This window comes from Candidatus Koribacter versatilis Ellin345, from assembly GCF_000014005.1.
GTDB classification, from domain to species: domain Bacteria; phylum Acidobacteriota; class Terriglobia; order Terriglobales; family Acidobacteriaceae; genus Korobacter; species Korobacter versatilis_A.
This window is the reverse complement of the sequence record NC_008009.1, coordinates 3,620,303-3,634,336: the sequence shown is the minus strand read 5'-3', so window position 1 is coordinate 3,634,336 and position 14,034 is coordinate 3,620,303. Positions and strand designations below refer to the sequence as shown.

The 14,034-nt window shown below is 58.0% G+C and carries 10 protein-coding genes; 8 read left to right on the top strand and 2 right to left on the bottom strand.

Annotation, left to right across the window (positions count from 1 at the left end):
• Window positions 1–72: 72 nt before the first annotated feature.
• From hpt to ACID345_RS15735, 8 genes are all read left to right on the top strand, one after another.
• Complete coding sequence (gene hpt / locus ACID345_RS15770) at window positions 73–591, top strand: hypoxanthine phosphoribosyltransferase (RefSeq protein WP_011523860.1); 519 nt, start codon at window positions 73–75, stop codon at window positions 589–591.
• Window positions 592–646: 55 nt separating this feature from the next.
• Window positions 647–1,354: a deoxyribose-phosphate aldolase gene (gene deoC / locus ACID345_RS15765; RefSeq protein WP_148210134.1), complete on the top strand. Its 708-nt coding sequence runs from the start codon at window positions 647–649 to the stop codon at window positions 1,352–1,354.
• Window positions 1,355–1,425: 71 nt separating this feature from the next.
• Window positions 1,426–2,682, top strand: coding sequence for a NupC/NupG family nucleoside CNT transporter (locus ACID345_RS15760; protein WP_011523858.1), 1,257 nt, complete (start codon window positions 1,426–1,428; stop codon window positions 2,680–2,682).
• Window positions 2,675–3,517: a purine-nucleoside phosphorylase gene (locus ACID345_RS15755; protein WP_011523857.1), complete on the top strand. Its 843-nt coding sequence runs from the start codon at window positions 2,675–2,677 to the stop codon at window positions 3,515–3,517. The genes ACID345_RS15760 and ACID345_RS15755 overlap by 8 nt, the downstream gene beginning before the upstream one ends.
• The gene (gene udk / locus ACID345_RS15750) at window positions 3,514–4,119 is read left to right on the top strand and encodes a uridine kinase (protein WP_011523856.1); all 606 of its coding nucleotides are present in this window, start codon (window positions 3,514–3,516) and stop codon (window positions 4,117–4,119) included. Before ACID345_RS15755 ends, udk begins: the two co-directional genes overlap by 4 nt.
• A 46-nt stretch (window positions 4,120–4,165) precedes the next feature.
• Window positions 4,166–6,916: a bifunctional YncE family protein/alkaline phosphatase family protein gene (locus ACID345_RS15745; RefSeq protein ID WP_011523855.1), complete on the top strand. Its 2,751-nt coding sequence runs from the start codon at window positions 4,166–4,168 to the stop codon at window positions 6,914–6,916.
• Window positions 6,917–6,980: 64 nt separating this feature from the next.
• The gene (locus ACID345_RS15740) at window positions 6,981–8,060 is read left to right on the top strand and encodes a tetratricopeptide repeat protein (RefSeq protein WP_011523854.1); all 1,080 of its coding nucleotides are present in this window, start codon (window positions 6,981–6,983) and stop codon (window positions 8,058–8,060) included.
• Window positions 8,061–8,256: 196 nt separating this feature from the next.
• On the top strand, window positions 8,257–10,809 hold the full coding sequence (locus tag ACID345_RS15735; RefSeq protein WP_148210133.1) for a glycogen/starch/alpha-glucan phosphorylase: 2,553 nt from the start codon (window positions 8,257–8,259) through the stop codon (window positions 10,807–10,809).
• A 173-nt stretch (window positions 10,810–10,982) separates the two neighbouring features.
• Here the strand turns inward: ACID345_RS15735 and ACID345_RS15730 are convergent, their stop codons facing one another.
• Both ACID345_RS15730 and ACID345_RS15725 read right to left on the bottom strand, forming a co-directional pair.
• Window positions 10,983–11,789, bottom strand: coding sequence for a VTT domain-containing protein (locus ACID345_RS15730; protein WP_011523852.1), 807 nt, complete (start codon window positions 11,787–11,789; stop codon window positions 10,983–10,985).
• Between the two features lie 62 nt (window positions 11,790–11,851).
• On the bottom strand, window positions 11,852–13,993 hold the full coding sequence (locus tag ACID345_RS15725; protein ID WP_011523851.1) for an adenylate/guanylate cyclase domain-containing protein: 2,142 nt from the start codon (window positions 13,991–13,993) through the stop codon (window positions 11,852–11,854).
• Window positions 13,994–14,034 lie beyond the last annotated feature (41 nt).

Sequence of the window (14,034 nt, the reverse complement as noted above, 5' to 3'; positions counted from 1 at the left end):
TGTCGCAAGTTGCTTGAACGTGGTGCTCGGCTCATCTAACATCCCATTTTTATTCCAGCAGCAGGACAGAACGTGCCCAACCTTAAGGTTCTTCTTTCGCGTGAGCAGATCCAGAAACGTGTGGCAGAAATTGGCGCGGAAATCAGCGCCGAGTTCCAGGGACAGCCGGTGGTGCTGATCGGCGTGCTCAAGGGCGCGGCGATTTTTCTGAGCGATCTGGCACGGAACATCGCGCTGGATGCGACGTTCGACTTCATCGCGGTCTCGAGTTACGGCAGCGAGAAGCAGACCAGTGGCGAGGTAAAGCTCAACAAGGACGTGGACAATTCCATGGAGGGGAAGAACGTTATTCTTGTGGAAGACATCCTCGATACTGGGCTCACGATGTCGTACCTGATGAAGGTGTTTGGCGCGCATCACCCGAAGGCGCTGAAGATCGCGGCACTGTTAGATAAGACAGAGCGCCGGAAGATGCCTATCCGGGCGGACTACGTTGGGTTTGAGATTCCGGATAAATTTGTTGTCGGGTATGGGATGGATGCTGCCGAACGTTACAGGAATTTGCCTGACATTTGTGTGGTGGAAGAGTAACTTTTGTAACTGAAAATCAATTTCAAATCGGGTGTAAAATCGGTCTGCAATGGTGATGAACGTCGCGCTTCCCGACGTCAGAAATTCCGTAAACGGCTGGCACGCCATCGCCGCCGTCATTGACCACACATTATTAAAGCCAGAAGCGACCCGCGAGGAAGTCACACGCCTGTGCGAAGAAGCACTGCGTTATGAATTCTTTTCGGTGATGGTGAATCCCGACCTGCTGGCGCATGCCAAAAGCGTGGTGCGCGGCGCGCGAGTCAAAGTGGGGACGACCATTGGATTCCCACTGGGTGCGACGTTGACCACGGTGAAATTGTTCGAGGCCGCGGAGGCGCTGAAACTTGGCGCGCAGGAACTCGACATGGTGATCCCGATCGGCGCGGTGAAGGCTGGTGAACGGCACTTGATCCAGGCGGAGATCCGAAGCCTGGCGCAATTGGCCCATGATGGTGGAGCGATCCTGAAGGTCATCATTGAGACGGCGTTTCTGAGCGACAAAGAGAAGATATTTGCTTGCGCGCTGGCGATGGAAGGTGGCGCGGACTTCGTGAAGACCTCAACGGGCTTCAGCAAGGCTGGCGCGACTGCAAGCGACGTTCACCTGATGCGCGGCGTGGTGGGAACCAAACTCGGCGTGAAGGCAGCGGGCGGAATTCGTACGCTAGCGGACGCCGAAGCGATGCTCGAGGCCGGCGCCAATCGTATCGGTTCCAGCGCGAGTGTGGCAATCGTACGGGAACTGGGTGCGCCCGAATAAAAGCTAAAGTCCTTTCGATTCCAGCGAAGCTCCTGCTAATCTTCTGCTGATTTAGTCGCACAGGAGCGTGCATGGAGCGCCTGACCGGTGTTCTCGGTCTGCTGGTTTTTCTGAGCCTGGCTTATCTCTTCTCGACCAACCGTCGCGCGATCAAGTGGCGGACGGTGATCATCGGCCTTATTCTCCAAATACTGTTTGCGATCTTTGTGCTGCGGGTGCCGATCGGGCAACGCATCATGCAAATAGGCGGCGACGGCGCTAAGAAGTTGCTGTCGTTCTCGTTCGCCGGATCGAGCTTTGTGTTTGGTGATCTTGGGGCGAGCGGCGGGAAGTACGGGTTCTTCTTTGCGTTCCAGGTGTTGCCGGTCATTATTTTTATCGCGGCGTTCTTCGCGATCCTCTATCACTACGGAATTATGCAGTTCATCATTCGCAATGTTGCGAAGGTGATGATGCGCTTTATGGGCGCGAGCGGCGCCGAGTCGCTGAATGTGGCTGCCAGCATTTTCATGGGGCAAACGGAAGCGCCGCTGACGATCCGTCCGTTCCTGCCAAAACTGACCCAGAGCGAACTAATGGTGGTGATGACGAGCGGCATGGCGCATGTGTCTGGGGCGATCATGGGCGCGTACATCCTGCAGGGGATTGAGGCGAAGCACATCCTCGCGGCGGTGATCATGACGGCACCGGGAACATTCGTGATCGCCAAGATGCTGGTGCCGGAAACAGAGACACCACTAACCGCGGGACGCCTGGAGGCGACGACCGAAGAGGAACTCACAGGGGAAGAGAAGCACGCGAACGTACTGGGCGCAGCGGCGAAGGGAACGACCGACGGATTGTGGCTGGCGCTAAACGTGGGGGCGATGTTGATCTCGTTTCTCGCGCTGATTGCGCTGATCAACGGCGTTCTTGGCGGCAGCCACAACTGGCTGGCGGCGCACGGCTTCAAGTGGTTTCCCGACAAGTTGGAGACCATCATCGGGGCGATTTTTGCGCCGTTCGCGTGGCTGATTGGAATTCCTTGGCGCGATTGCTTGAACGTCGGGAACCTGCTCGGCACGCGCATGGTGCTGAATGAACTGGTGGCTTTCACCATGCTTGGACAACAAAAGGCGGGACTCGATCCGCGGTCGTTCACGATTGCGACGTTCGCACTGTGCGGCTTCGCGAACTTGAGCTCGGTGGGTATTCAGATCGGCGGATTGGGTGCGTTGGCCCCGAACCGCAGAAACGACCTTGCTAGATTGGGTTTTCGCGCGATGTTGGCCGGAACGATGGCGAACCTGATGTCGGCGTCAATTGTGGGGATTCTGTTGCATGCTTAAGCCAGAAGCGTTTCTGCAAGCGGAATACGCAGCGAGGTTCATTGGATCGAAGTGCCCAGTGCGTCCGAACGTGGCGGTTGTGCTGGGATCTGGGCTGGGCGACTTCGCGAACGAACTTGCGCAACCGAGCACGATCCCGTTTGGCGAGATTCCACATTTTCCCGTCTCAACCGCGATTGGACATGCGGGGAACCTGGTGATTGGGAACTTCGTAGGTTTGTCGCTGGCAGTGATGCAAGGGCGCGCGCACTTTTACGAGGGGAATACGTTTGCGCAGGCAGCGTTTCCAATGCGAGTACTGCATCAACTCGGCGTGAAGGCCGTGGTGCTGACGAATGCGGCCGGGGGCATCAATCCGCAGTATGGTCGTGGCGCCCTGGTGATGGTTCGCGACCACATCAATATGATGGGCGGCAGCCCGCTGATTGGTCCGAACGACGACCGTTTCGGCCCGCGCTTTCCGGATATGACCTATGCCTACGATCGCGAGTACCGGAAGATCGCTGAGGCAGAAGCGAAGCGATTGGACATTCCGTACTACGAAGGCATTTACGCGGCGATGCACGGACCGAGCTACGAGACCCCGGCGGAGATCCAGATGCTTGCACGCATGGGTGCGGACCTCGTCGGGATGTCCACCGTGCCCGAGGTGATCGTAGCGCGACACATGGACGTGCGAGTGCTGGCGATATCGTGCGTGACCAACATGGCGGCTGGATTGTCGGGCGAGGCGATCAATCACGAGGAAGTGCTGGAGACCGGGCGACGCGTGAAAGACACATTCCTGGCGTTGCTGCGCGCGGTGCTGCCGAAAATCGCGGCGTCGGTGGCATGAAACCGTATTTGATCGGGATCGCTGGGCCCTCCGGCGCAGGCAAGAGCTATCTCGCCGAACATCTTGCGCACGAGTTGAAGAGCGCGACGCTGATTCCGATTGACGCTTACTATCCCGACCTTTCGCATCTCTCCTTTGAAGACCGTGAGCGGCTGAACTTCGACGATCCAAACATTCTCGACACGGACTTGCTCTTCATGCAGGTGGCGGCGCTGGCGAAGGGCGAGGGCATCGAGCAGCCGCTATACGACTTCAGCAGGCATACGCGCCTCCAAGAAACGCGCGAAGTTCCTCCGACGGAGTACATCATTGTCGAAGGCCTGTTTACGCTCTATTGGGAGCGGCTGCGAACGATGCTGCCTACGAGGGTCTATGTCGAGATGGACGATGCGGTGTGCTTCGAGCGGCGGGCGGAGCGGGATGTTCGCGAGCGCGGCCGAAAGCCTGAATATGTCGCGCAGCAGTTTCGGGAGTCGGTGATCCCGGCAACCGAGGCGTTCGTGCGGCCGACCGCGGCCTATGCCAATGTGAAGCTCTACGGCACGGCGGACATTGCCGAGGAGGTTGCCGCGGTTCTCGCGCACATCCGGCAGAGTTGCTGACCAGCTTTTTACGAAGCTGCCAACGGCTTCATGTAAGCTTTCTGCCATGATGTGCAGGTCCGTCCTCGCTCTCGCATTCTTTGCTACCCCGCTTGTACTCGCTGCCCAACAGCCGAAGGAAATTCCGCTGCCTACTACCAAAGCGATCTCAGCGGAGGCGCCGGGTGCGCCCCGCACGTTGAATGCCTATCCGACCGAGATGGCGGTCAGTCCTGACGGGAAGTACGTAGCGATTTTGAACAACGGCTATGGCTCGCGTGAGTCGCAGTTCCGGCAGTCGATCGCGGTTCTGAATGTAGCGACGAACGAGCTCCGAGATTTTACCGATCCGCATTTTGACGCCAACGCGCCGCAGACCTACTTTGTGGGGCTGGTATTCAGTCGCGACGGCAAGAAACTGTACGCGTCGGTGGCGTCGCTGACGCATCCCGAGAGCACGAAGGATTCGGAATTGGGAAATGGGATTGCAGTGTACAGCTTTAAGGATGGCGTGGTGGCGCCGAGCGGATTTCTGAAGCTGCCGCTGCTAGCGATCAAATCGAGGCAGAAGATCTCGTACGGGACAGAGCATCTCCGCAAAGGACTCGCAAACCCGTATCCTGCGGGGCTTGCAGTGTTCGAGCAGAACGGGCACGAGATGCTTCTGGTGGCGTCGAATTTATCGGATTCGGTCCTGCTCCTCGACGCCACGAGTGGGGAGATCAAACACCGATTCGATGTTTCGCGCGGGAAGGGCGTGCTGCCGTCGCGGTTTCCGTATCGTCTAGTCGTTTCAAAGGATGCAAGCACGGCGTGGAGCGCGTTGTGGAACGATTCTTCGGTAGTCGAACTTGACCTGAAGAAACTGCGTGTGGCGCGACGAGTTGAGCTCGATCGAAGCCACGATGAGAGCCGCACCGGGTCGCACCCCAATGCGCTGGCGCTCTCGCCGGAGGGCCGGTATTTGTTCATCGCTCTGGCGACGCGGGACGCGGTCGCGGTAGTGGATGCGCGCGAAGGCAAGCAGATCGGCGACTTCTCCACGCAATTGCCGGGGCAGAATTACGAGGGCGTGTATCCGGATGCGCTGGCGTTCGCGCCGGATGGTAAGTCGGTCTTCGTCGCTGACGCTTCGGCGGATGCAGTCCTGCAGTTTGCGGTTCCGTCGCAGATTTCGGGGACGGCTATTCCCACGGTGAAAGCTTTCGTGCCGACAGAGTGGTACCCGACGGCGCTCACGGTTGTTGGCGATGATCTGCTAATCGCGAGCGGCAAGGCGAAGGGCGCAGTGCCAAATGCGCCGGAACCAGGGTCGAAAGAAAATAACACCTACATCGCCACGCTGATGCACGGTTCACTCGCTCGACTTCCCATCGCATCGATCGCGCAGCATTCTGACGAATACAAGCAAGCCGTGCTGGAAGAAAACCGACTCAGCGGACGCAGCAGTGAGATTGCATTCGCGCGCGGCAAGAACCCGATCAAGCACGTGATCTACATCATCAAAGAAAACCGCACCTACGATCAGGTGCTCGGAGACCTTGGCGTCGGGGACGGCGATCCATCGCTCACAATGTTCGGCGCGGACATTACGCCGAACCTGCATGCGATCGCCAGGCAGTTTGGCGTGCTGGATAACTTCTACGACTCGGGCGAAGTGAGCGGCAATGGTCACGTGTGGTCGACTGCAGCGATTGATACCGAGTACACCGAGTTGGCATGGCCGATCGCATATCGCAATAGCGAGCGCGGTTACGATTTCGAAGGAAAGGTCGGCGACATCTATCCCGTTGAGCACGACGAAGACGACATCAATGAGCCGGGCACTGGATATCTCTGGACGAACGTCGCGCGGCATCATCTGAGCTATCGGCACTACGGTGAGTTCATTGACACGGAGTGGTGCGAGGCGAAGAAGCAGAACAGTCCGGCGTCCACCGGGGCGAGCAAGGGAGTTTGTGCTCGGGCGGAAATCAAGCAAGGCGAAGCGCTACCCGCGAACGTGGGCGATCCGAAAGGTGGCCCGAGCCCCTATCCATGGCCGATCCCGATGATCGCAAAGAACACGCCGACCAAGCGTGAGCTGCGGGGACACTTCGATCCCAAGTACGCCGATTTCAAGACTGATTATCCCGATCAGCTCCGCGTTGACGAGTTCCTGAATGAGTTCGATGGCTTCGTGAAGGCGCGGGAGAGCGGGACGGGTGAGCAGCTTCCAAACTTTGTATTGCTGCGGTTGCCGCAGGACCATACTGCGGGCACATCGCCGGGCATGCCAACGCCACAGGCCGCGGTCGCCGATAATGATCTTGCGGTGGGGCGCGTAGTAGAAGCGCTGTCACACAGCCCGTACTGGGACGACACAGCGATCTTTGTGCTTGAGGACGATGCGCAAGATGGCGCGGACCATGTAGATGCGCATCGCTCGATTGCTTTTGTGATCAGCAAGTATGCGCAGCGACAGGAGAAGCCCTATGTCGAGCACAACTTCTACACGACAGTGAATGTGATCCACACCATGGAGTCACTGCTCGGCTTGCCTCCTATGAACCACAACGATGCGCAGGCCGCTCTGATGGCGCCGCTCTTCGCCGGCGATGGTTCACAGGCACCTTATAAAGCCGATTATCGAAATCGGGAGAACAAACTCATCTTCACGGCAAATGGGCCGCAGGCAACGGGGGCGCAAGAGTCGGCAAAGATGGATTTCTCGAAGCCCGACCAGGTTGATACGCAAAAGTTAAACTCCATTTTGTGGCGGGTTACCAAAGGTGATACACCGATGCCAGCCCCCAAACACACGGTCGGTCTGCGATAATAAAAGGGAACTGTTGGTCCCCCTAAGGCCCGTCGGTTAAAACTCGCAGGAACCTTTTTAAAGAATGAAGTGTCGTTTTGCGGCCCTCGGGGCCTTGCTGTTCTTAAACTTTGCCAGCTCCGCTTTTGCGCTGGATAAAACCGCTGAAGACCTGATGAACGCGGGGCACTACAAGCGTGCCCGCGCCATTGCGCAACAACGTTTGCAGAAGAATGCAAATGACGCCGACGCGCTCTACATCCTGGCGCGTGTGAGCCTTGCCCAGGACCGCCTCGACCAGGCGCAGTCTTATTCCGAACGAGCCATTGAAATCGCCCCGAATATGTCGGAAGCGCATCGCGTGCTGGGCGAATCGCTGGGATTAAAGGCGATCAAGCTGAACCTGGTGACCGGTTTGGCAATTGCGCGCCGTGGGAAAAAGGAAGGCGAACTCGCGCTTCAACTCGATCCACGCAGCATTGATGCGGCGGAGTTCCTGGCGTCCTACTACAACGCTGCGCCGGCGGTGGCCGGCGGCGGTCACGATAAGGCCGAGCACATGGTCGAGACGATCATGCAGCTCAATCCGGGCCGCTCTTATCTCGCGCGCGCCACGGGAGCGGAAGAGAAGAAAGATGTCGCCGGCGAAGAACAGTGGCTGCTGAAGGCGGCGCAAGTCGATCCGAAAAATTACGAAGTGCAAGATCGCCTCGCCCACCTCTACATCGGCAGCGATCGTCACGATCTCGGGCGGGCGGCGAAGTATGCGCGGGCTGCGCTGGCGCTGGATGCCGGACGTTCCGGTTCGTATGCGGTTCTGGCTGCGATCTATGCAGAACAGAACCGATGGGCCGATCTTGATGCGATGTTGTCGCTGGCGGAACGCGCGGATGGCGATGACCTTGTGCCGTACTTCGAAGCCGGGAAAGCGTTGGTCGCCACCGGCAAAGACAACGCCCGCGCGGAACGCTATCTAAAGAAATATCTGGCGCAGGAGGCTGAGGGCGGGCAGCCACATCAGGGTCATGCTCACTGGCAGCTTGGGTTGCTGATGCTGAGGGAGGGGAAGAAGGAAGTGGCATTGGCCGAGTTGCAGACCTCGGTCAGTTTGCTTCCCGATTTCCGTCCGGCGGCTGACGATCTGAAGCGTGCGCGGGCTTCTTAGTTCGATTTAATTAGCCACTCAGTAACCTTCTTCTCTCATCGTGCCGATGGGGGATTCGGGTACAATGAACGCACCGCTCGGGGTAAAAGTGGCGTATCTGTATCGTTGGTCGAACGAAACAGGTGAGCCCCGCGCGAAACGGGAAGGACCTCTAAGAAGGACCTCTCAAAGCTCGGCCGTTACAGGCCTGGAGTCCATGGCTTCCTCTTCGAACTTACTGCCGAACGTTCGGCCTGCCGAGCTGCTTCGCGAAGCGATTTACCGTCATATCCGGTACACATTGGTTCTGCGCAATCCGCGCCTTCTGGGGCCGGTTGAGCTGCTGACGCCCGTGTCGCTTGCCGTCCGCGATCGCATTGTGGACCGCATGATCGAGACCGAAGAGCGCGTCCGCAGTAAAGACTCGAAGCGCCTGTACTACCTTTCCATGGAGTTTCTGATGGGAAGGTCCCTGAACGATAACCTGCACAACCTTGGCATTACGGAACTGATGCGCGAGGTGCTCGCGAGCATAGGGATGTCGTTGGACGACGTCCTGGCGTGCGAACTCGATGCTGGTCTCGGGAACGGTGGCTTGGGTCGTCTTGCGGCGTGCTTCCTGGAGTCTCTGGCGACCTTGGGAATGCCGGGGTATGGGTATGGCATTGACTACGAGTACGGATTGTTCCGGCAGGAGATCAACGGTGGCTTCCAGCGCGAGAAGCCGGACCGCTGGAAGGCCAACGGCACACCGTTCGAGATTGGACGCCCGGATCGCGCGCTGAGCATTCCCCTTTATGGCCGCGTAGAGACCTCACGTGACAACCACGGCAATCTGCGGCAGATCTGGACGAGCCAGAAATTCGTGCTCGGCATTCCAAGCGATATGCCGGTGGTCGGATGGGGCGGCGAGACCGTCAATTTCCTGCGACTGTTCGCAGCGCGCGCTTCGGAAGATTTCGACATTGAGATCTTTAACCGCGGCGATTACATACGCGCCGTCGAGCAGAAGATCGGCAACGAGAACATTTCGCGCGTGCTGTATCCGTCGGACTCGGTGATGTCGGGCAAGGAACTGCGATTGGTGCAGGAGTACTTCCTGGTCGCATGTGCCATCGGCGACCTGGTGCGCCGCTACGATCTCGATCACAAAGGCTACGAGCAGTTCCCGTCGAAGGTCGCGATCCAGATGAACGATACGCATCCGAGCCTTGCGGTCGCGGAGTTGATGCGCGTGTTCATTGACGAGAAGGGGCTGGAGTGGGAACAGGCGTGGGAACTGACCCAAGCCACCTGCGCGTACACCAACCACACGTTGCTGCCGGAAGCATTGGAACGCTGGTCGGTATCGCTGATGGAGCGCGTGCTGCCGCGGCACATGCAGCTTATCTACGGAATCAATCACCAGTTCCTGCGTAGCATTTCGGAATATTCCTTCACCGATCCCGACTTGATGCGGCGGACCTCCATCATCGAGGAAGCCGCGGACAAGCAAGTGCGCATGGCGCACCTGGCGATCATCGGAAGCCATGCCGTGAATGGCGTGGCTGCATTGCATAGCGAGCTCGTCAAATCCACGCTGGTGCCGGATTTTGCGAAGTTGTGGCCGGAGCGTTTCAGCAATAAGACAAACGGCGTGGCCCCACGGCCGTGGCTGCACAAATCGAATCCCGGGCTCGCTGCGCTTCTCACAGAAACCATAGGTGAGCGATGGGTCACTGATCTCTCGCTGCTGCGGGGGCTCCAGAAGTTTGCCGATGACGCGGCGTTCCGCGCGAAATTCCGTGAAGTAAAACAGCACAACAAAAACCGGCTGGCGAAGGTCATCTTCGACCAGACTGGCGTGCAGGTCTATACGTCGTCGCTATTCGATGTGCAGATCAAACGCATTCACGAGTACAAGCGGCAACTGCTGAACGTGATGCGCATTATCGATCAGTATCTGCAATGCGTGGACCATGGTGTGGAGATCAAGGTCCCGCGAACGTTTGTGTTTGCAGGTAAAGCGGCACCGGGATACTGGGCAGCGAAACAGATCATCAAGCTCATCCACAACGTAGCGTCAGTGGTGAACAGCGATCCGCGGATGAAAGACCGGATCAAGGTTGCGTTCTTGCCGGACTATCGAGTCTCGCTGGCTGAGATCATCATTCCGGCCGCCGACGTCAGCGAGCAGATTTCGACCGCAGGCATGGAAGCCTCCGGTACCGGCAACATGAAGCTCTCGATGAACGGAGCGCTGACCGTCGGAACCTACGATGGCGCCAACATCGAGATCCTTGAGGAAGTCGGGGAAGAGAATTTTTATCTCTTCGGATTGCGGGTAGAGCAGATCGAGGAGATGAAGCGCAAGGGCCTCTACAACGCGCAGGAATACTACGCCAAGAACGAGCGCACCAAGGCCGTAATGGATTCCCTGGGCAGCGATCGCTTCTCACCGCAGGAGCCTGGGTTATTCCGCTGGATTGTGGACGAAATTCTTTATCGCGGCGATCGTTATTTCCATCTTGCGGACTTGCCCTCGTACGTCGAGATCAATGAGTCGGTGGACGAGGACTACCTCGACCAGGAGCTATGGTCGCGCAAAGCTGCGATCAATGTCGCGCGAATCGGGAAATTCTCGAGCGATCGCACGATCCTCGAATACGCGCGAGATATCTGGCACATCGGGCCATTCGAGCAGCCGTGGGTTCCCAAACCCAAACCAGAGGCCATTCTCACAGCAGCGCCGCCGGCATCTGCGTCAGAGTCCAGCTCCGTCGTCGGATAGAAGGTCGTTTAGGCGTCGCCGGTCACGGCCGTTCCCAACTGGATCAGTTGTTCTTCGGTAAGCGGAAGGTTCAGACGCTTCCATTCATTCAGCCCACCAGCCAGTGGACGCACCTGCCGTATCCCGACCTTCCTCAGTTCCAGCGCCGCACGGGCGCTGCTAGCTTCGTTTGGTCAAGTACAGTACAAAATGATTTCGCGATCGCGCGGGATTTCCTTGGCTCGTTTCGCGAGATCGTCCATGCGGATTTGCAATGCGCCGGGAATCACCCGTGGATCCGTGAGAACGTCGAGCGGATGGCGCAGGTCGATGATCGTGGGCGTTTCGCCGGCGATCAGCTTCGAGTGCAGTTCCTCGGGCGTAATGCGGCCGATGCTCACGGACTTAAGAAAACGTCGCCGTTGCTCGTATTTCCAAAGGATCCAGCCGATAACAACCAGCACCGCAGCCATGAACAGGAAACGCCCGACCATTTGCGAATGCTGAAGAATCGCATCGACGCGCTCGCTGAATAAATAGCCGAGAAGAAGCAATGTTCCAGACCACAAGAGCGAACCCGGAATGTCGAACAGCAAGAATTTTTCGTAGGAGATGCGCGACATGCCGGCAATCGGCGCGGCTACCGTATTGAGTCCCGGCACAAACTTCGAGTAGAGGAGGGAGCGTGGACCACGGCGGTCGAAGACGCCTCGGGTGCGCTCCACGCACGAGTCGGGCTCGAGAGACATTTTGCAGAGCACATTCAGAACGGCGGATCCTCGGCGCTTGCCGAGTTCGTACCAGAACGTGTCAGCGGCGAGACAGGCCATCAGAGCTGTAATGAGCGCGACCGGAAAACTGAGTCTGCCATGCCATGCCAGGGCGCCTGCGGACAGCAGCAATGGAAGAGCGGGAATGGGGAGTCCGACCTGCTCGGCGAATACCCATATAAATATGACCAGGTATCCGTAGACTTCTAAAAAATGGCCGAGCTCACCCACGAATCCCCTCCCGAATCGTCGCGAAGAGATATTGATTCATTGGCGCCTCCGAAAGCTGCGAACTATTTAGTGTGCAGGGCATAGGTACCGTCCCAGAGCTCGGGAGGATGGGCCAGGAACTCGCGGCAGCGCTTGGCCATGACAACGCTCGGCGGATCCGCGGGCAAGGCAGCGAATACGCTCAGAGCACCTTCGAAATCCGCATCCATGTAAGCGGTGAGCGCTTCTTCATATTGGACAATATGAGCGGGGCGCTGCGCGTCTTCTGCCTTCTCACAAACCAGTTCATAGACATCGACGCCGCGACTCTTGCCCTTCACAGCAACACGGTCCAAGCGTCGGAATTCGAAGTGGTCGCTCGCTGCAACATACATCGCATCGCTAACGATGATCGAAGTCCCATACTGTTTGTTAAGAGCTTCAAGTCGCGAAGCGAGATTCACGCCATCGCCGATGGCGGTGTAGTTGAACCGGTCGGGCGCGCCGAAATGTCCCACAGAAACCGTATCGCGATGCAATCCGAACCGCGTCTCGAATCGCGGAATGCCCTTCCAGGAGGGCGACGCGAACAAATGATTGAGAGCACTCATGCAGTTCAACGCTGCGTGACAAGCAAGAAGAGCGTGATAGCCAACCGGCTCCGGTGCGTTCCAGAAGGCCATCACGGCATCGCCGATGAACTTGTCGATTGTGCCCTTTTCTTTCTGGATGGTCTGCGTCATGGTTTGCAAATACAGACCAAGGACATCGGCAAGACGATGCGGCTCCATCTTCTCCGCGACGGTAGTAAAGTCCTTGATGTCCGTGAAGAGAATCGAGAGCTCGACGGATTCGCCGCCGAGTTCAGGCTCCTTGCCCTTCTGATACAGCCCGCGAACCAGATCAAGCGGAACATATTTGCCCATAGCGCGCACGGCAGTCTTCGCACGCTCCAACCCTTCGAGGACGTCGTTGACGTCGCGAATGCGAGAGCGGTCAGGCGTCGGCGAAAATTCGAAGCGGTTCATGCGGAGGGTTTCCCGCACGAGCAGAGAATGAGCTCGGTTAATGCGGCGAAGAATGTAAGCGCCGATGAGAAGAGTAAAGACGATCAGTCCAATCGTCGCGCCGAGCACGATTTGCCGCGTACGTTCCAGCCCGCGCAAATAGTAGGCTCGCGGAACCACCACGCCGACGATCCAACCCTGCGTCCCGGCGAGCGCGCGGTAGGTGACGAGGTAACGCTCACTTCCGATGAGGAATGAATTCGTGGCAATCGAGTGATCGCTGTCGATATTGCCGAGCGCCGGTTGTTTGAGTGCTTCGACAATCGCAGGAGGCTGGTTATCGGTGGCGATGCGGAGATCGTCGCCGGACTCGACAACGCGGTTCATTCCCGGCCCGGCGATCAGCCGCCCGGTATTGTCACAGAGAAAGACGAGGTGCTGGTCGTCCTGTCCTGCGCCGCTGAGACGCAGGTGAATCGCTCGGTCAATCTGGTCTTTCGCGAGGCCAAGACGCAGCACACCGACGAATTCGCCGTCCGAAGCGAGAATCGCTTTCTGCACGCTGACTTCGACGCGCCGCTTGTTTTCCGGAAGATTGGCATCGAGTTGCGACCAGTGCAAGTCGGTCCAGAGCAGCTGGCCTTGGCGGTTTCGGCTGGCAGGCACTTGGAAGGTCAGGTGCAACGTGGGGTCGGGAACCGGCGTCGCAGCAGGTGTTCCCGCGCTGAGCGGCAGCTGATGCGATTCGGCGACATATTTGTCTTTCTCCCACCAGGTGCGACTCGACGTGATTACGTCAGAGTCTCTCGTGCGATACACGGAAACTTCGATCGCGCTTTTCGGAACGACTTTCAGGTTGTCGTCGCTATCGAAGCCCGACGAATGCGCGTGCGTGAAACTAGCTTCCGAAACGCTTTCGTTGGCGATGAAGAGTTGCAGCAGACCGGCTTCGACCGACGCAATATTACGTTCATTGGTGATGCCGTAATGGATCTGCCGCTCAAACTCTTGTGCAGCGCGGGGAGCGATGTTCAGCGAGTTATCCACACGGGTGGCGGCTTCCTGGCTGGCGGCGATCCGGAACCGCTCCGCACTCTCAAGAATGGTGCGCTGCGAACCAGCAGAGAACACCGTGTAGAGCAACACGAGTGCTACCGTGAGCCCGATCAGGCTAACGCCAAAAATCTGTTTTAGCGTGGGGCGAAAACTGCCGGCCATTTGGAAAGGCAGTCTACATCAGCTTGCGCACCGGATGAATC

Bases quoted from the DNA above. Each gene is read 5' to 3' on its own strand.
- ACID345_RS15735 (WP_148210133.1), top strand. From the start codon at position 8,257: ATGGCTTCCTCTTCGAACTTACTGCCGAACGTTCGGCCTGCCGAGCTG.
- deoC (WP_148210134.1), top strand. From the start codon at position 647: ATGAACGTCGCGCTTCCCGACGTCAGAAATTCCGTAAACGGCTGGCAC.
- ACID345_RS15725 (WP_011523851.1), bottom strand. From the start codon at position 13,993: ATGGCCGGCAGTTTTCGCCCCACGCTAAAACAGATTTTTGGCGTTAGC.
- ACID345_RS15760 (WP_011523858.1), top strand. From the start codon at position 1,426: ATGGAGCGCCTGACCGGTGTTCTCGGTCTGCTGGTTTTTCTGAGCCTG.
- ACID345_RS15745 (WP_011523855.1), top strand. From the start codon at position 4,166: ATGATGTGCAGGTCCGTCCTCGCTCTCGCATTCTTTGCTACCCCGCTT.
- ACID345_RS15740 (WP_011523854.1), top strand. From the start codon at position 6,981: ATGAAGTGTCGTTTTGCGGCCCTCGGGGCCTTGCTGTTCTTAAACTTT.
- udk (WP_011523856.1), top strand. From the start codon at position 3,514: ATGAAACCGTATTTGATCGGGATCGCTGGGCCCTCCGGCGCAGGCAAG.
- ACID345_RS15755 (WP_011523857.1), top strand. From the start codon at position 2,675: ATGCTTAAGCCAGAAGCGTTTCTGCAAGCGGAATACGCAGCGAGGTTC.